The sequence below is a fragment of the Spirochaetota bacterium genome, from assembly GCA_004297825.1.
Taxonomy (GTDB): Bacteria; Spirochaetota; UBA4802; order UBA4802; family UBA5368; genus FW300-bin19.
Map to the genome: position 1 here is coordinate 1 of SCSX01000078.1, position 17,954 is coordinate 17,954.

The following is a 17,954-nucleotide window of genomic DNA, read 5'->3' on the forward strand; positions in this document are numbered from 1 at the left end:
GATGCTTATCTTAAAGAAGATATCGTTTCTCATGTTGATGCTCGTTCGCAGCATTCCGTATCCTCCGGAGAAAACGTGGAGCGTATGAAATGAATACGAAGGAGGGACGAAAATAAGAACATTTTCTCGTATTTTCATTGCGAAACGTCAGAAATCTGTTCAACCCGTGAAGGCGAATCGGCGGCTCCAGGTTTTAATTTGACTTTTCCGGAAGTATCCATTATTCAAGGAGTCGCGGACGCGCCAGCCTTTTCCGTGTGGAGGAGCAAATGTCAAAGAGACTCGTCGACCTCTCAATCGCGATCGAAAACGATATTCCATCGGACCCCCCCATGATGATTCCGAAAATCCAGTATGTATCTCACGACGAGGGGGCGGACCAGATGGGGTTTTTTTTCCCGGGCATCGATAAGCAAAAGGACCTTCCGGAGGGGAAGGGCTGGGCGATGGAGTTCGTGACCCTCTCGACGCACTCGGGGACGCACCTGGACGCGCCGTGGCACTACCACCCGAAAATGAGCGGGGGGCTCGATGCGCTAACGATCGACCAAGTGCCGCTCGAGTGGTGCGTGGGCAACGGCGTGAAGCTCGATTTCCGCGGTTTTTCCGACGGCCACCTGGTGACCGCCGCCGACATGGAGCGCGCGTTCACGGCGATGGACTACACGCTTCGCGAGGGGGACATCGTGCTCGTGAACACCGGCGCCGACAAGTACTGGGGGAAGCCGGAATACCTTGTCAAGGGATGCGGGATGGGCCGCGAGGCCACGCTGTGGCTGTGCGACCGCGGCGTACGGGTCGTGGGCACCGACGCCTGGAGCTGGGACCGTCCCCTTCCCCTGATCGCCGAGGATTTCAAGAACAGCCACGATTCGTCTATCATCTGGGAGGGGCATTTCGCGAGTATCGAGAAGGGCTACTGCCATATCGAGAAGCTCACGAACCTGGAAACGCTTCCGTCTAACGGCTTCACCTTTTTCTGCTTCCCGGTGAAGATCAGGAACGCGAGCGCGGGATGGATACGCGCGGTGGCGCTTGTTGATGAGTGATGCTACCCGGCCGATGCCGGCTCATGAAAGAAGCACGTTTCGCGGAGGAAAATAAGATGACCAAAAGCAAACCTGATTCCATCGAACCGGGTGGAGTCGATGAATACATAGCACAACACCCGGAAGAAGTTCGGGACAAATTGAATGAAATTAGGTCTGCAATCCAGGAAGTAGCGCCTGATGCTACTGAAACGGTTAGTTATTTCCAAATGCCAGGATATTCCTATAAAGGTTATGATTATAACGGAATGTTTGCTTGGTTCAGCTATAAGAAACCTAATGTGCGTTTGCATGTTCGTCCTCCAGTGATAGAAAATCACAAAAAGGAACTTACGGACTATACTACGACTAAAGCCATTGTTAGTTTTTCAGTAGACAAAGGGATACCAAAAGCATTGGTGAACAAACTAGTGAAAGCAAGCATAAAGGAAATGAAGGACAGGAAATAGTAATAATGATTTTCTTCCCTAACATTATATCGTAGAAGAAAAGACTGGTATCCCGCCGAACACCTCAGCCTCTATCTCTTCCATCGCCTTTTTTTCATCTCCCCATTTCCCATGAAAGACGCACGCACTGGAAGTATTCTGGGGTGGCTTTTTGCTTGACACCCTATCCAGTAGGGCGTATTCTTGCTTATATGGAACGCATATTTATCTTATTGCCTGAATTTGATAAAGCTTGTAAGCATATTGGAATTACAGATGAAATCATAAGAGAAATCGAAGAATATCTTTGCATTCATCCTGAATCCGGCAGTATAATTCAAGGAACAGGCGGGATTCGAAAACTCAGATGGGCTCTTCCTGGAAAAGGTAAAAGTGGTGGAGCAAGAATCATTTATATCGATTTTATAATACACAAGAAAATATATTTTATAACGGCCTACAGAAAGAATGACAAGGAAAACCTAACTAAAGATGACCGTAATATTCTAAAATCACTTATTGCAATCCTTGAAGAAGAACTATCGAAGAAAAAGGATAAGTCATGAAAAACCAGTCGCTTTTTAAAAGTATATCGAAGGGAATGAATGAGGCAATATCATATGAAAAAGGGAAAAAATTGAAAAATCTCTCTATTCATAAAGTTTCAATTGCTCCATTAACACCGATTTCAGCTAATAAAATCAGGCTATTAAGAATAAAACTAGGCATATCTCAAAATATATTTGCAAATATACTAGGTGTATCTATTAAAACAATTGAGGCATGGGAATCGGGAAGAAATATTCCCAATGGAACCGCTCAACGATTTTTAAATCTCATCGAAAAGGACAATAAATTCCTGGAGAAGTATGGAATTTTATCCATAAAATAGTACGCCCAGCCGTTATCTCTTCTATCGCCTTTCTTTATCCCCCCATCTCCACGAGAGGCGCACGCACTGGAAGCATCCTCCCAGTGCATGCATTATTCTCATTTCACGTCAAACTTGGTATATATCCCGAAATGATCGCTCGTATGGACACCGTCCACGATCTCATCCAGCACAACCCGGCTCTCGCGGGGAACCAGAACCGGCTTCACGCCGCCGCGCAACAGGATGTGGTCGATGCGCCGCTGCGCGTGATCCTCCCAGAACGAAAACTCGTCCATGAGCGACGGATTTTTGGGACGCGCGGCGTAGTGTTTCTTCTGGTTTTCGTTACGGACCGGGTCCCAGGTGAAGCCGGGCTTCCCGGGGTTGAGAGCGCCAAAGGTGTTCACGAAGCCTCCTTTTTCAAGGAGCTTCAATTCGGGCAGTTCGGCGATCGAGTTGAAGTCCCCGATGATGAGCGCGGTTGTGCCGGTCGCGAGCTCGTCCGCGAGGGCGAGCGTCTTTACCGCTTCGTCCATCCTCCAGGCTGCGCCCGCATCAATCTCCGCGATCGCGGATTTATACTCTTCGTCGGGGGATTTCATGGACGCCCTGAGCTCCGCGAGCTTCGCGCGCACGTCGGGGGCGTCCAGCGGCGACGCGTGCCAGTGCGTGGAGAATACGTACACCGGGCTACCCTTCACGGTTATCCGCGCCGCGATCACCTGGGTCGCGTCCTCGAAGTGGAAGGTGAAAAAATTTCCCACCGGGCCGCCGGAGAGCTGCAGGCGCTTCACGCATTCGAGCCTGAGTCCCTTCTTCGCGAGGAGGGCGTCCCCTTCGCGCAGGTTCCACGGGAGTCCCACCGCGCCCGCGCGCACGCCGCCCACGCCTACGTGCCAGATCGCGTCGCAGTCCAGGTCGCGCGCGAGGCGGTCGATATAGGCGGGAAGCTTGTTCGCCTCGTGCACCCCGATGACGTCCGGGTCGAGCGCCCTCACCTGTTTCAAAAGCGCCTGGTAGCGGACCTCGCGCGTCTCCGGGCTCTCGTATTCGCCCATGGTCACGTTGCCCTTGTAGTCGAGCCCCGACCAGATATTGATGTCGAGCACGCCGAGCGACGGCCTGTCCCATGCGGGACTTTCGGCCGCGCGCGAGCATGCGATCGAAACGACGCACAGCGCGAGCGCGAGCAGCGCGGGATGAAGGAATAACGCAAACAGTTTGTGATTGCCGAGTATCATTGCACGGTCCTCCCCGTATCTGGAATTGCGGCGGTGCCCGGATCTCGTCTCGCGGGCGGAATCGATCCTATGCGCACGCCCGTCGATTGTCAACTCAATACTGAGCATACGCTCAGTGGCGGGAGGGGAAAATCGGCGTCGCGCGGTGCGTCCTGGCGTCACCGTGCATGGATTTTTCGGGGACCGATACCGCGAGCTGCAGGACGGGCGTATCGGCCCCCCGCGATTCTTAAAACATATCCTTGATGAAAAAAGGCGTGACGGGAGGCGGGAGGCACGCTCCAATGAGGCGCCATGGACCCCGAATCCCAGTACCGAAAAACCCTCGCCGGCTTCTGCCGGGAGTTCGCTGTCACGGTCTTCGACTGGCCCGAATTCGGGCGCGAGAACGCCCTCATGCACGAGCTGGTGAGCGAGATCATGATGAGCGGGATTGTAGAGCGCGCGCTGGTGCTCAAGATGGGCGAGGCCGTTGCGCGATACGCCGCGAGGGTCGCCGCGCTCTATTCCCGCGACCCGCACAATTCGTTCCTGGGGGTGCTCAACCAGCGTATCATGAACCTGCAGGACCTTATCCGGACGCACCTGGCGGATTCGTAGAGGCGCGCCGGCGGCACGCCTCTATGAGCCGGGGTATGCTTTTTCTATTTCCCCTCCCTCGACGGGAGGGGCCGGGGGAGGGTGAAGCGCGTAATGGATGAAGCGTACATTATTCCCAACGCTGAAAAGATAATCGAGGAGCGTATGGCCCCTGAACGAAGAACATTCCTGCAGCTCCTTGTTTTTTCTAGCGGACTTTTCGCGGTCCAGACCTTCTGGGGCTTCAATTCGGCGACATTTCCCCTGTATCTCAACGAACTGACCGGGTCAAAGACGCTTACGGGCCTGGCCCTTTCCATAGGCGGCGTGTTCGGCGCGGTGATGCCCGTGATCGTCGGGGGCTTTTCCGACAGGACGCATACGCGGTGGGGAAAGAGAAAGCCGTTCATACTGGCGGGATGGGTGACGGTGCTGCTGTCCCTGGCGCTCCTGTACATGACGACGAGTATCGGCGCGGCGATGCTGCTCTCGCTCTTCCTGTACGCGGGGTTTTTTACGGCTATCGGCCCGTATTTTGCGCTCCTGCCCGACCTGACGCCGCCGGGGCAGCGAGGGATCGCGGCGGGGATGATGTTTTTAATGGGAGGAGTGGGCATACTCTCCTTCATGTTTTTCGGCGCGAGGAACTGGGACACGGCGCGCCACCTGCCGTTCGTCTGGGCCGCGATGGGAATCTCCGTATCGGCGGGCGTGATGATCGTGGGGACGCGCGAGCCCCCGGCCGGCGCGCCGTCCGTATTTGCCGAAGGGCTCCTGGGGGAAGCGTTCCGCAATCGCCCCGTCCTGATTTTTCTCGCCGCGATGACAAGCTGGTGGACGGGACTGTGGATGGTGATGGTGTTCTTCGTGATCGCCGTCAGGGACATGCTCCACGTCGATACCGGGGACGCGGTGATAAAACTGCTCTTCTTGATCGCCGTGTATGTGGCGTGCGCGCTGCCCGCGGGCATGATGGGGGATCGATTGGGCCACAGGCGCGTCACCGCCGCGGGCCTGGTCGTACTGGCGCTCTCGATGGCGATCATGGGATTTACCCGTTCCGTCTCATTGGTCTGGATCCTGCTTTTTTTCGCAGGCGGCGGGTATGCCGTCGTCCTCACCGTCGCGTATACGTACTATTTAAGGCTGATACCCGCGGACAGGACCGCGGGATACATGGGGCTTTACATGGCCTGTCAGAACGGCGCACTGCTCGCGGGCCCGGCCGCCGCGGGGCTGGTTATCGATACGATGGGCCCGCGGGCCATGTTCATCTGCGCGGCCGGTTTCATCGCGGCGGGACTGGCACTGTTCGTGATACGGAAGCCGCGCCAATAGGGCAACACCGACAAATGCAAACAATCCCGAGAGGCGATTCCCCGGGTCAGATATTCCCTATGGATATGTGCTTGGTTTCAAGAAACGCGTCGAGCCCTTCGCTGCCGAGTTCGCGGCCCCAGCCGCTCTGCTTGAATCCGCCAAAGGGGCAGTTGCTTGTCGTTGGCACCGCATCGTTCAGGCCGATTGATCCCGCTTCGAGCTTCTCGGCCAGGCGAATCGCCCTGTTTAAATTGCTCGTATAGGCGTACGCGGCAAGGCCAAATTCCGTGGCATTGGCCTTTTCGATCGCCTCGTTCTCGGAATCGAAGGGATATACCGCCGCCACCGGCGCGAAAATTTCCTCCCGCGCGCACAGGGCGCTGTCGGGTACGTCCGCGATGACCGTGGGTTCCAGGAAATTTCCCCGGGAGCCCCATCGCGCGCCCCCGCATACGACCCGCGCTCCACGGTTCTTCGCGTCTTCGATCAACCGAAGGGCGTTATCGACTCCTTCTTTATTAATGAGCGCGCCGATATCGACCCCCGCGTCCAGGCCGTTGCCCACCTTGAGACCCCTGGTTTTAGCCGCAAACGATTCGAGGAATCTTTCATAGACGGGACGCTCCACGTAAATCCTGTTCGCCGCGATGCACGATTGCCCGTTATTCCTGAACTTGGTTGTCATGGCCCCTTCGACGGCGCGATCGAAATCCGAATCGGCGAATATGATGAGCGGCGCGTTTCCCCCCAGTTCCAGGGAAAGCCTGGTGCATGTCGTCGATGCGCCCTGGATGAGCCTTTTCCCCACCTCCGTCGACCCGGTAAAGCTGATCTTTTTGCAAATGGGATTTTCCAGCATCTCGTCGCCGATCTCCGAGGCCTTTCCCACGACGACCTGGAACGCCCCCGCCGGGACGCCCGCCGCTTCCATGCATTTCGCCAGTTCGATCGCGCAGAGAGGGGTTTGGCTCGCCGGCTTGAGGAGGACGGCGCACCCTGCCGCGAGGGCGGGTGCGACTTTTCTCGCCGCGAGCACGAGCGGGAAGTTCCACGGGGATATGCATCCCACGACGCCGACCGGCTGCCTGATGACGATATTGCGCTTCCCGTCGGCCTGGTGCGGCACCACCCGCCCGTATCCGCGGCGCGCCTCCTCGGCGAACCAGCGGAAATGGTCGACGGTCATGGCCACCTCGGCCCTGCCCTGGGCCAGGGGCTTTCCGTTCTCCATGGTGATGACGCGGGCGATCGCGTCCGATCGCCTTTCGAGCTCGGACGCTACGGCCGACAGGAACGCCCCCCGCGCCAGCCCCGTAAGCGCGCTCCAGGCATGAAACGCCTTTTCCGCGATTTCCAGCGCGCCCCTGACGGCGGCGCGATCGATCGTCGCCACTTCCGCGAACGGTTCATTCGTCGCGGGGTTGATTATCGAAAGCTTGTTCGTCGAATCGATCCACGTCCCGCCTATAAATGGTCTATACGTTTCCATATGCTCCCCCTGGACTCATGACATCCTGAGTATCGGTGAAAATATATTCTTCATGCCCGCCCGTTTCTCCCGAACGCATACCGGAGGCTCGCGTAGAGCCTTCGCCGGGCGAGGTAGTCGGGATCGTATTCGTGCGCATATGCCTCGCGTTCAAAGAGTACCCGCATGTATGCCGCCATGAAATTCTTCCTTCTAATAATGTTCCAAAGGAAGGAACAAAGGTAGATAAAATAGAAAATCACTACCAGCATCTCGAGCTGCTGGCGCAGGTGGATGCGCTCGTGGTTGATCACCACCCGGTTTCCGTGCATTTCGGGCACGATGAATATGAAGGGGAAAAGGGTGATGCCCACGGCCTTGCCGAGGGTGAACACGTTAACCAAGAAACGGCTGTAAATGATCATGTGTGACTTCCCGCTCAGACCTATCGCGCGGGGAGCGTCGAATAGCAAGCCCTATTCCACGGGCGCAAATTAATTTGACTGGGCGGCGGTGGAGGCGTTATACAGGGGCAACACATCCCTCGGTTCGCGGGGGGACACGGACAATCGGAGGTATCGCGATGCTCGATCTGATTATTAGAAATGCAAGAATCGTGGACGGGACAGGCGCGCCTTCGTTTCCCGGCGATATCGGCGTGTCCCATGGGCGCATCGAGGAAATCGGGCCTCTTCAAGACGCGATCGCGGAGCGGGAAATAGACGCGCGCGGCGCTGTCGCGGCGCCGGGCTTTATCGATATCCACTCCCACGCGGACCTCGCGGTCCACCTTGACTCGCATGCCGATTTACTGGAGCCGCTCGTCATGCAGGGCATCACCACCTTCGTGGGGGGCAATTGCGGCTTTTCGGGCTCGCTGGCCGCGGGTCCTCACCGGGACAAACTCCTCACCTATCTGGAAAACCTTTCGGGACTCAAGATGGGGAATTCCGTCGGCTGGGAAAACCCTGCCGGGTTCATGTCGGCGATGGAATCGCGCGGCATGCTGCTCAACATGGCGCTCCTCGCGGGACACGGCACGCTGCGCATCGCCGCGAGTGGCCTGGTGACGAGGCTCCTTGAAGACGCCGAACAGCGGGCGATGGAGCGCTACCTGGAGGAATCGCTCGAGCAGGGATGCCTGGGGATGAGCACGGGGCTCCAGTATTTCCCCGGGCTGGAGAGCGACGCGGCGGAGCTCGACGGGTGCGGGAAGGTGCTCGCGCGCTACGGCGGGGTTTTCACCTCGCACCTGCGCAGTTACGCGCACACGATCGACCTCGCGCTGGACGAGGTCTTCGCGGTGGGAAGGAACCACGGCGTTCCCATCCAGGTCTCGCACCTCTACTGGCAGCCGTATACGAAGGGGATGGGCGCGCTCACGCGCGCCTTCGCGCGCGCGGGCTCGTTCGCGTACAACCGCCTTCACATTCCCATACCCATAGAGAAGACCCTGGAGGCCAAGCTCAAGCGATTCGACGAAGCCGAGCGCGAGGGCGTGCGCGTCCATTTCGATCTTGTCCCCACCGCACAGGGCTTCACCGAGCTCTTCGCCTTTCTCCCGCCGTACGTATCGGAGGGCGGCAAGGAGCAGGCGCTCGCGCGCCTCGCCGATAAAGCCTTCCGCGTACGCGTGAAGCGCGATATCGCGCGCACGGAACCCGCGTGGCCGCACCGCGACGGCGCGACCTGGTCCTTCAACTACATCAAGATGACGGGCTGGTCGGGACTGCGCGTCATGGCCGTCGCGGGCGAGGCGAACCGCTGGATGGAGGGGAAGACCTTCCCCGAGATCGGGGCCGCGACGAAGAGGCATGCCTTTGACGCACTGTGCGATCTGCTCATCGCGGAGCGCGGGGAGGTCATGGTGTTCCACACACCCACCGTGCCCGACGATCCCTTCATCTTCCGTTCGATGCGCTCCGGGTTCACGCACCCGCGCTCGGTGCCCGCGACCGACACGATCCTGCGTCCGTCGGGAAGGCCCGCGCATATTTTCTACGACTGCTTCCCGCGTTTCCTGCAGGTGTTCACGAGGGAAACGGGGCTCCTGTCGCTCGAGGAGGCCGTGCGCAAGTGCACCTCGCTTCCCGCCGCGTGCATGAATATCCCCGGGCGTGGAATTCTCAAAAAGAATTTTGCGGCCGATATCGTCGTCTTCGATCCGGACGCGATCGCCACGGACGCGGACTTCTATCGTCCGCGCGTGCATCCGCGCGGGATAGGGCACGTGTTCATCAACGGGACGCAGGTCGTATCGGACGGGAAGCCGGTGAAAAACGCGCTCCCGGGAAACATTATCCGGAGGGGCCAGGCGGCGCGTGCGTGATTTGGTTGACGATATCGGACCCCCGTGCTATTCGTGCGCATCAAAGGATTCGGGTGCCGATACATGAACAACGAGTTATCACTGCTGCTTGCGACCGCGGGCTCACTGGGCTTCATCCACACGATACTGGGGCCCGACCACTATATTCCCTTCATTATGATGGCGCAGGCGCGCGCATGGTCCGTGTCGCGGACCATGTGGATCACGCTCCTGTGCGGGATCGGGCACATCGCGGGCTCGGTGGTGCTGGGCGTGCTGGGGATCAGCCTGGGGCTCGCCCTCTCGGGGATCGAACAGTTCGAGGAGGCGCGCGGGAACATCGCGGCGTGGCTGCTCATCGCGTTCGGGTTCGCCTATCTCCTCTACGGGCTCAAGGCGGCGTACCGGCACCGCACCCACCGGCACGCGCACGAGCACGATCCCGGTCACGATCATAACGGCGCCGGCCACGATCACGGTCACGCGCACCTCCACCCGCATTCCCACGAGGGCGGGCACCTCCACGTCCATGACGCGGAAGGGAAGAAAAAGAACATCACGCCCTGGCTCCTCTTCACGATCTTCGTGTTCGGGCCCTGCGAATCGCTCATCCCCATCCTCATGTACCCGGCCGCGACGCGGAGCGGCACGAGCGTCGCCCTGGTGGCGCTCGTGTTCGGCGGCGCGACGATCCTCACGATGATGGGCGTGGTGCTCGTTTCGCTCTACGGCATTACGCTCCTCCCCGTGAAGAAATTCGAGCGCTACACGCACGCCCTCGCCGGCTTCTCGATCCTGCTCTGCGGACTGGCGATCCGCTTCCTGGGGCTCTAGGGCCCGTCCGGTGGACGCGCGCGGCAAAACCCCGCGGCTTCGTTCCCTGGACCTCCTGCGCGGCGCCGCGCTCGCGGGGATGCTCGTCGTGAACAACCAGGGGGACTGGGCGCACGTCGCCATGCCCGTGCGGCACGCCGCCTGGCACGGCATGACCCCCGCCGATCTCGTGTTCCCCTTCTTCCTGTTCTCGATGGGCATGGCAATACCGCTCGCGTCCGGCGCGACGGGCGGGAGAGTATCGGCCCCCCGAATCCTGAAAGTGCTCCGGAGGGCGGCGCTCATTTTCCTGCTGGGAATGTCGCTCAACGCGATGTCCGCACTTTCGCTGGACGCGATTCGCATTCCCGGCGTGCTCCAGCGCATCGCGGTCTGTTACCTTGCCGCGTCGCTCATCTACATGAAATTTTCCGCGAGGGCCGTGTGGGGCATGTGCGCGGGGACGCTCGCGTTGCACGGCGCCGTGCTGCTCTTCGCGCCGGTGCCTGGGTACGGCGCGGGGGAGCTCGATCCGCTGGGGAATATCTGCCGGTGGGCGGACATGCAGCTCCTCGCGGGTCACACCTACGGGGGGTCCATCGCGCCCGGCATGGACCCCGAGGGAATCGTGGGCACGCTTGGCGCGCTGGGGACGACGCTGCTGGGCGTGATCGCGGCGGGCATGGCGGGCGCCGATACGCGCAAGGCGGTACGGAAGCTCCTCATCACGGGGAAGCTCCTCGTGGTCGCGGGACTCGTGCTCTCCCTCCTGGTGCCGCTCAACAAGCAGATGTGGACGCCCACCTTCGCCCTCGTGACCGGCGGCATCGCCTTCATCGTGCTCGCCGGCTTCCAGCTTTTCGCGAATACGGAAACCCCGCGCGCGTGGGAAACGCCGCTTCTGGCCCTGGGGACGAACCCGCTTGCGGCCTACGTCATGTCCTCGGTGTCGGGCGCGCTCAGCGTGAAGATCGCGCTCGCGGGCGCGGGGGGCGCGCCCGTCCCGCTCAAGGCGATGGCGTATAACGCTCTATTCGCCTCCTGGATGGAACCGTTCGCCGCGTCGCTCGCGTACTCCGTGTGTTTCATGCTCTTGTGGACAGGGGTGATGCATGTATTGTACAGGAAGCGCATCTTTATTCGTCTTTAATGGAAGGTGTGTGACTTCAATGGAAACCGGGACGTCAAAAAAACCGCACCCTTCTTCGCAGAGGAACGCGATCCTTAAAATAGTGCTCAGCGGTGTAGGTTTCGGGATGGTCATTCAACTGGCCATAGGGCCCGTCTGCCTGTACGTGTTCCAGGGGGGAACCGACCGCGGGTTCTGGTATGCCGAGCGCATCGTGCTCGCGGTGGCGCTGGTGGACGCCCTGTATATCGTCGCGGCGCTCGCGGGAATCTCGATTCTCTTGCAGGGGCCAAGGACCGGGAAGATGCTCAGGGCGCTTGGGTCCCTGGTGGTATTTATCTTTGGATTGAATATCGTCGTATCCGAACTCTTCGCAATGAATATCCTTCCGGCGATCGGCGTCTTTGGCGGCGCCCTGACCGGGAACCCGTTCTATAACGGTTTGATCATCACCGCATCGAACCCCCTGACCATCCTGTTCTGGTCGGGCGTGTTTTCTTCCAGGGTGTCGGAGGGCGGGTATTCCCGGAGCGAAACCGTTTACTTTTCGGCGGGATGCATCCTGGCGACGCTGCTGTTCCTGACGGGAGTGGCGTTCGCTTCAAGTATGGTTAAATCTTTTCTGCCCAATGCCGCTGTCACGTATCTGAATATCGCGATGGGAATCGTGCTCCTGGTTTATGCGGTGAAGATGCTCGCGAAAAAGTGATGCCCATATGCAGTGGCACGTCCTGGCGCCCTCCTCATTCCATCGCCCCCAGGAGCTCGGCCAGCCTTACGGTCGCGAAGCTGGTGGCATAGTCGCTCATCGCATAGGGGATGACGAGCTCCCGGCCGTGCAGAAGCGCCCCGCACGTATACACGACATTCGGGACGTAGCCCTCGCGTTCGGCCTCGTTCGGGGCCAGCAGCGGTTCCCGGAGGCGGCCTATTACCCGCGAGGGGTCCTCGAGGTCCAGCAGGAACGCGCCCAGGCAGTACTTCCGCATGGGGCCCACGCCGTGGCTCAGCACCAGCCATCCCGCCTCCGTCTCAATGGGAGAGCCGCAGGTGCCGATCTTCACAAACTCCCATGGCTGCTCGGGACGGAGCAGCGGCAGGGGCGTCTGCCAGAAGTGGATGTTGTCGGAGTACATCAGCAGAATGTTCTCGTCGTCCTGGCGCGAAAGCATCGCGTAAAGGCCGTCGATTTTGCGCGGGAACAGGGCCATGCCCTTGTTCTGCACGGCGGGACCGTTTAGCGTGATGAACTTGAATCGGACGAAGTCCTTGGTCTCGAGGAGCTGCGGGATGGTGATCCTGCCGTCGTACGCGGTGTAGGTCGCGTAATAGGTGTAACCGCCGTCGTCGTCGCGGAACCGGACGAATCGCGCGTCCTCGATGCCGTTGCTCTGGCTTGGAACCGAAGGGAAGAGGACGCGCTGCGAAACCTGGCTGCCGGGATCGAAGCTTACCTCGTAGTTCGATTCGGCCAGCAGGAGTATGCCGCGGGCGGCGACGTCGGCCGGGCCGTCGAACGCGCCCGAGCGCCGGCGCTCCGCTTCCGTCAGGACACGGCGCAGGTCGTCCAGGACGAAGGTCTCGCCGAGCTGGTCAAGCACGCGCCGGCAGAATTCATTGTGCATGCCGGCTTCCTGGAGCTTGCGGGCGAACAGAGGTTTCTCGTAGGGCGCCTTAAGCACCCGCTCCGGCTCTGCGACGAACGGAACGGAGGGGGTAAGGGTGATGCGATGCCGCGCGCTCACGGTGCCGGTGCGGAAGGTGATCGAGGAGATATGTCCCTCGCCGGTGGCCCTGAGGCTCAGGATGAAACGGAGTGAGCCCGGGGGAAGCCCCGACTGGTCGGGATGCGGTACGATGGAAGGATTGAACAGCGCCGCGGACTCCGGGGAATACTCGTGGGAGAAATAGGAACCGATAAGCGCCTGGCGTTCGGGGGAAATAGCCTGCCCCGACCCCAGGAGCCCGCTCACCTGCGCGAAACGGTGTCGAAAAATCCGCTCCACGCTTTCATGCCGGTTTTCAAACTCGCCCAGCACCTGTTCGAGCAGCCGGACCGCTTCCTCTTCAGTGAGGGCCATGACGCGGGCGACGATCCTTCGCGCGATGTCATCCCTAACCGGGAAAAAGGGGCGCATGAGCACCCGGGACCGGTCAGGGGTCAGGGTCGGTCCGATACGCTGTGCGTGAACGGTGCGGGAAGCCGCCGATTCCGTACCATCCATTTCACCCGTGGTATATGCCTTGTTCATTTTATGCGCCCGGGGTTTCCTTGAAGCTGGTGAGCGCGCCCTGGAGCGTCTGCATTTCCGCAAGCGCGAGCAGGAAGGCAAGGGTCGATTCGGCCCCCTGGTTCTGGCTCACCCGGTCCACATGCAGGCCGTCGCGGCAGCCCCCCGTGCTCGGATCGTACAGGGCAAGCCCCAGGTCATTGCGTCCCAGAAACCATTCGAAGGCCCGGCGCGCTTCATCCGCCCAGAACGAATCGCCAGTGGCGTAATAGGCCTCGATGCAGGCCGATACGGTGGCCTGAGCCTCGATGGGCTGCTGGTCGAAGAGAGCGCGTTCCTGGCCCCGGGGGAAAAATCCGTTCGACCCCACCGCGCGGAACGAACCGGCATCGGATGTTTGTATCCCGATAAGCCAGCGCAGCGTGGAAAGGCCGGTTTTCAGCGTCGCCGTGTCCTCCATTGATCGCCCGCTGAGAATGAGCGCGTGGGAAAGCCTGGCGTTCGCATAGGTAACCGTGTCCTCGAACCAGTCCCAGGCCCCCGTTGCCGCGTCCGCGTGGCGCTGCATCAGCTTCATGGTGAGCGTTTCCCGTATCTGCTCGGCGCGTCGGTCGCCGCTCAGCCGCCTGAGATATTCGTCGATACCGATAAGCGCATACGCCCACGCGCGCGGCGAGGTGAACCCGGGCGCGGGGGGAAGGGCCTGTTCGAAAAGTTCCGCCGCGAGCATATGGAGCCCGCTCTGGGCGGCATGTCCCATACAAAGTCCCAGCGCCCAGAGGGCGTGGCCGTGGCAATCCTCCGACCCGGTTTCATCGAGCCATTGGCGGTCGAAGCTCATGAAATTACGGAATCGTCGGCTCTTCCGGTCGAAGGCATGATTCAAATACGCCGCATAGGTCGCGGCGAGCTCGCTCACGCGCGGGGAGCCGTGACCCGAGCCCTGCAGCAGCAGGGCAAGCACCAGCGCGCGCGCGTTATCGTCCGTACAGTAGCCTTCGGAGAAATTCGGAACGGTGAAGCTGGCGTGCTGGAATATTCCGGTAGAATCGCTCATGCGAAACAGGTGGTCGAGCTTCAGGGGAGGCAGCTGGCCCGGCTGCTCGTCAAGGGTTTTTATAGGGGATGATTTCCGCCCGATGAAGCTGTGATCCTGACCCGCCTGGTGAAAGGACTGCATATAAAGCTGGGCGACACGGCTCCACACCATGTCGCGCCCCATTCGGTAGGCGTTTTTCCGCATCGAATGGCGCAGCGGCTCGTCGTGGAGAAGGTCGATGACGGCGCGCGCGATTGCCTCCGGGTCCCGAAACGGCACCAGCTTGCCGCGATCCTCGGCAAGCAGTTCCGTCGCGTGCCAGTAGGGCGTCGATACGACCGCGTTGCCGGCGCCGAACGCATACGCCAGCGTGCCCGAGGTTATTTGCGTTTCGGTAAGATAGGGCGTAATGTAGATGTCCGCCGCGCCGATAAAGCGCATCAGCTCATCCAGCTCCACGAAGCGGTTGAAAAAAACGACATGCTTCGACACGCCAAGGTCCTTGGCCATCCGCTCCAGGCTCAACCGGTACGATTCGCCTTCGTCGCGCAGGAGGTTCGGGTGCGTCTGGCCCACCACGATGAACACCGTACGGGGAAATTCGGCGATAATGGCCGGCAGCGCGCGAAGGGCGTACTCGATGCCCTTGTTCGGCGAGAGAAGGCCGAAGGTGAGCAGTACCTGCCTGCCCGCCACGCCGAACTCGTCCTTGAAAAAATTGGGGTCGGCGAAGGGCATGTCGGGGATGCCGTGCGGAATAAGGTCAATCTTGTGCGCCGGCGTCTCGTACACGTCGAGCAGAAAGCGCCGGCCCTTATCGGCCATGACGATGAGCCGCGTCGAAAGCCTGATCAGTTCGTGCATGACCCGCCGCTGGTCGGGGTTGGGGTCGCGCAGGATCGTGTGAAGCGTGGTCACGATGGGCATATGCAGCTCGTGGAGCAGGGCGAGCAGGTGGCTTCCCGCCACCCCGCCGTAGATACCAAACTCGTGCTCGACACAGAGAACGTCCACATCGGTGATGTTGAGGAAATCCGCCGCGCGCAGGTAGGACGGCAGCTCCTGTTCGGCGATCTCGAAGCGCACCTCGGGAGGATAGTCGTATCCGCCCTCGATGTCGTTGACCGGTACGACGAGGCACTGCGCGGACGGGTACTCCCGGGCGACCGCCGTGCGCAGATCCGTCGTGAAGGTGGCTATACCGCATTTCCTGGGGAGATAATCTCCCAGGAAGGCTATTTTACGAATGTCCGATGATTTTTGCATTATTCGAATGCCGTCCTTTGCCGGTTGCTAATCGCCTGCAGTGCTGTCAGGAAAAGCTGGGTTGGGGAATGGAATAATTAGTTACCTTCTTCGGTCGCGATACGTGAGACAAACTTCCAAAGGTCATAGATTCTTGTTATTCTATATTCCCCGTTCGGCCGAACGAGGGTCCTGCCTGTTCAAAAATCGTTTCCTTCCGGTATTTTGAATATAAGCTGGAGATGGTTGTAAGTCAACGCATAATTTTATCAGATCCAGATACCGTGTAATGACACGAAGGCGCGGAGTTGGGCGGGATGAAATGAATACGCGCGAAAATACGGCCGTTTCTCGTATACAGGACATACCCTCCACACTTTCCATGGGCCTCCGTGATGACCGAACGGACATATCGGGGGAGGCTCACAGCGATATCATGCTTCATGGTAGCGGTACCTGCCATTTCTCTATTGATGTATCACTAAGAACTGCTGACACCTATTAGTACGAGCGAAGGGTGAAAAACAACGATAGAATTTTTCTCCGGGAAGGATGTTTTCTCCAGCACCGGCCGTGATGATCCGCAGGATGGGTGCATCGAAGAGGAGAATAAGCAGATGAACGGAGCAAAAGAAACGCCTTGGCGGACCCTCATTATCCGTAGCTTCCAAGCGATTTCATCAGCTCCGCTTTAATGCTCGCTGCAAGTTTCTCAGGTTCGATCGCACGGGCATCGGCTCCCCAGGAGAGTACCCAGCGCTTGACTTCGAAAAGCGATGTGGCGGGAAAAGAGAGCACGAGGCTGCCGTCCGCGCGAAGGTCCACCTCCTGTCTGGGATGCCAATTCCGTTCTTGTACGTACGGAGATTGCGAGGAGTTGAACAGAACGCGCACGGTGAAGGGCTCGCCCTCGTCCATTATGCCGAAGCTTTCCCCAAGAAAATTCCGGAAGTCGAATCCGGCGGGGATCTCGTAGCGCCCGTCGCATACGCACGCCTTTTCTATGCGGGACACCGCGAAACGCAGTACTTCGTTTCTCCGTGAGCACCACGCGATGAGGTACCATTCCCCCCGGAACGCGGCGATGTGGTAAGGGTGCACTACGCGTTTCGTAATCTCTCCGTGCGCCTTGCGGTGTTCTATTTCGACGGCGTTCCGTCCGCGAAGGGAGACCGCAAGGGTTTCCCATACTTCGGGATCGATGGTCGCGGCGCTATCGGGAATGAACGAGTACTCCGTGCCCAGCCATGACGGGCTTACACGCGTATCGTCCGGCAAAAGGGACGCGAGTTTCCTGAATACGGCGTCCAGCGTGGAATAGAGCGGGGTCCCCGCGTATTGCGCAAGGGCCTTTTCGGCTACACATAACGCGAACAGGTCGCTTTCGCTCACATTGATGGCCGGAACCATGTAGTTTGGCTGTGTGTAATAATACCCTCGTCTCCCCTGGTCGTATTCGATTGGGGCATCCAGCATGTCGCGCATGTACTCGATATCCCGCGCGATGGTGCGCGCGTTCGCCTCGTATTCGCGCGCCAGCGTGGCGCAATTGGGATAATCGCCCCGGCGGACGCGTGTGTCGATGAAGATCAACCTGCGGAACTGGGGTTTGAATTTTTGCATGGTTTCCTCCATGCACCGTTTTGTGTACGCATCAGTGGATTTCTATCAAACAAAGAAAAAATATTCAATAAATAATACTACCGAACGTATAAGTAACGTTCCCTTCGGCTCCGCTCAGGGAACGGGTGGGGACTGCGCTCAGGGAACGGGGGGAGGCTCCGCTCGTTGAGCGGAGTCGAAACGTGCGGAGTTCCAAGGAGAAAAACCAATGCCCTACATGTACATTCTCGAGTGCTCCGACGGAACATATTACACGGGCAGTACCTGGAATCTTGAAAAACGTTTGATAGAGCATAATGCAGGAATGGGCGCTCACTATACCGCGAAACGCCTCCCGGTGGTACTGGCATTTTATGAAGAGTTTAATCGGATAGATGACGCCTTTTACCGGGAGAAACAGGTACAAGGGTGGAGTCATAAAAAGAAACACGCGCTCATTGAGCAAAACTGGGAAAGGGTGCATGAACTGGCGGAATGCAGAAATGAGACTCATTGCAGGAACGCTCCCTTCGACTCCGCTCAGGGAGCGGGTGGGGGCCCTGCTCAAGGGGTGGCTGAGAATGCCGGGCAGAGAGTGGTTAATAAGACCGTGCGTTGAGCGGAGTCG

At 59.3% G+C, this 17,954-nt stretch carries 17 protein-coding genes; 11 read left to right on the forward strand and 6 right to left on the reverse strand.

The genetic code is table 11. The annotated features are described in order from the left end of the window. Positions 1–269 precede the first annotated feature (269 nt). The 4 genes from EPN93_16725 (at position 270) to EPN93_16740 (ending at position 2,369) form a co-directional block, all read left to right on the forward strand. Complete coding sequence (locus EPN93_16725; GenBank protein TAL31729.1) at positions 270–1,049, forward strand: cyclase family protein; 780 nt, start codon at positions 270–272, stop codon at positions 1,047–1,049. Then, positions 1,046–1,498 carry a DUF1801 domain-containing protein gene (locus tag EPN93_16730; protein ID TAL31730.1) on the forward strand — a complete coding sequence of 151 codons (453 nt, stop codon included), beginning with the start codon at positions 1,046–1,048 and terminating at the stop codon, positions 1,496–1,498. Before EPN93_16725 ends, EPN93_16730 begins: the two co-directional genes overlap by 4 nt. A gap of 191 nt (positions 1,499–1,689) precedes the next feature. Beyond that, on the forward strand, positions 1,690–2,043 hold the full coding sequence (locus tag EPN93_16735; GenBank protein ID TAL31731.1) for an addiction module toxin RelE: 354 nt from the start codon (positions 1,690–1,692) through the stop codon (positions 2,041–2,043). Continuing rightward, the gene (locus tag EPN93_16740) at positions 2,040–2,369 is read left to right on the forward strand and encodes a helix-turn-helix domain-containing protein (GenBank protein ID TAL31732.1); all 330 of its coding nucleotides are present in this window, start codon (positions 2,040–2,042) and stop codon (positions 2,367–2,369) included. The genes EPN93_16735 and EPN93_16740 overlap by 4 nt, the downstream gene beginning before the upstream one ends. Before the next feature lie 98 nt (positions 2,370–2,467). On the opposite strand, the gene EPN93_16745 is transcribed toward EPN93_16740, so the two are convergent. Continuing rightward, positions 2,468–3,592 carry a hypothetical protein gene (locus EPN93_16745; GenBank protein ID TAL31733.1) on the reverse strand — a complete coding sequence of 375 codons (1,125 nt, stop codon included), beginning with the start codon at positions 3,590–3,592 and terminating at the stop codon, positions 2,468–2,470. A 294-nt stretch (positions 3,593–3,886) separates the two neighbouring features. Here EPN93_16745 and EPN93_16750 point away from each other — a divergent pair, with 294 nt between their 5' ends. Then, positions 3,887–4,192 carry a hypothetical protein gene (locus EPN93_16750; protein TAL31734.1) on the forward strand — a complete coding sequence of 102 codons (306 nt, stop codon included), beginning with the start codon at positions 3,887–3,889 and terminating at the stop codon, positions 4,190–4,192. 93 nt (positions 4,193–4,285) lie between these two features. Further along, on the forward strand, positions 4,286–5,509 hold the full coding sequence (locus EPN93_16755) for an MFS transporter (GenBank protein ID TAL31735.1): 1,224 nt from the start codon (positions 4,286–4,288) through the stop codon (positions 5,507–5,509). Between the two features lie 46 nt (positions 5,510–5,555). Here the strand turns inward: EPN93_16755 and EPN93_16760 are convergent, their stop codons facing one another. Beyond that, positions 5,556–6,980 carry an NAD-dependent succinate-semialdehyde dehydrogenase gene (locus tag EPN93_16760; GenBank protein ID TAL31736.1) on the reverse strand — a complete coding sequence of 475 codons (1,425 nt, stop codon included), beginning with the start codon at positions 6,978–6,980 and terminating at the stop codon, positions 5,556–5,558. Between the two features lie 50 nt (positions 6,981–7,030). Then, complete coding sequence (locus EPN93_16765; protein TAL31737.1) at positions 7,031–7,384, reverse strand: hypothetical protein; 354 nt, start codon at positions 7,382–7,384, stop codon at positions 7,031–7,033. A gap of 158 nt (positions 7,385–7,542) precedes the next feature. On the opposite strand from EPN93_16765, the gene EPN93_16770 reads away from it, so the two are divergent. The 4 genes from EPN93_16770 to EPN93_16785 all read left to right on the forward strand — a co-directional run bounded on the left by EPN93_16770 (position 7,543) and on the right by EPN93_16785 (position 11,918). Further along, positions 7,543–9,288 carry a D-aminoacylase gene (locus EPN93_16770; GenBank protein TAL31738.1) on the forward strand — a complete coding sequence of 582 codons (1,746 nt, stop codon included), beginning with the start codon at positions 7,543–7,545 and terminating at the stop codon, positions 9,286–9,288. Between the two features lie 63 nt (positions 9,289–9,351). Further along, on the forward strand, positions 9,352–10,101 hold the full coding sequence (locus EPN93_16775; GenBank protein ID TAL31739.1) for a hypothetical protein: 750 nt from the start codon (positions 9,352–9,354) through the stop codon (positions 10,099–10,101). Positions 10,102–10,111: 10 nt separating this feature from the next. Next, positions 10,112–11,230: a DUF1624 domain-containing protein gene (locus EPN93_16780; GenBank protein TAL31740.1), complete on the forward strand. Its 1,119-nt coding sequence runs from the start codon at positions 10,112–10,114 to the stop codon at positions 11,228–11,230. Further along, on the forward strand, positions 11,193–11,918 hold the full coding sequence (locus tag EPN93_16785) for a lysine transporter LysE (protein ID TAL31741.1): 726 nt from the start codon (positions 11,193–11,195) through the stop codon (positions 11,916–11,918). The genes EPN93_16780 and EPN93_16785 overlap by 38 nt, the downstream gene beginning before the upstream one ends. Before the next feature lie 34 nt (positions 11,919–11,952). On the opposite strand, the gene EPN93_16790 is transcribed toward EPN93_16785, so the two are convergent. The 3 genes from EPN93_16790 to EPN93_16800 all read right to left on the reverse strand — a co-directional run bounded on the left by EPN93_16790 (position 11,953) and on the right by EPN93_16800 (position 17,359). Beyond that, the gene (locus EPN93_16790) at positions 11,953–13,434 is read right to left on the reverse strand and encodes a glycosidase (protein TAL31806.1); all 1,482 of its coding nucleotides are present in this window, start codon (positions 13,432–13,434) and stop codon (positions 11,953–11,955) included. Positions 13,435–13,462: 28 nt separating this feature from the next. Continuing rightward, entirely contained in the window at positions 13,463–15,745 is a 2,283-nt protein-coding gene (locus EPN93_16795) for a glycosyltransferase (protein ID TAL31742.1), read from the reverse strand. Positions 15,746–16,378: 633 nt separating this feature from the next. Continuing rightward, a complete protein-coding gene (locus EPN93_16800; protein TAL31743.1) occupies positions 16,379–17,359 on the reverse strand; it encodes a WYL domain-containing protein in 981 nt (326 codons plus the stop codon). Positions 17,360–17,564: 205 nt separating this feature from the next. Between EPN93_16800 and EPN93_16805 the strand changes: the two genes are divergently transcribed. Further along, positions 17,565–17,945 carry a GIY-YIG nuclease family protein gene (locus EPN93_16805; protein ID TAL31807.1) on the forward strand — a complete coding sequence of 127 codons (381 nt, stop codon included), beginning with the start codon at positions 17,565–17,567 and terminating at the stop codon, positions 17,943–17,945. Positions 17,946–17,954: the final 9 nt, after the last annotated feature.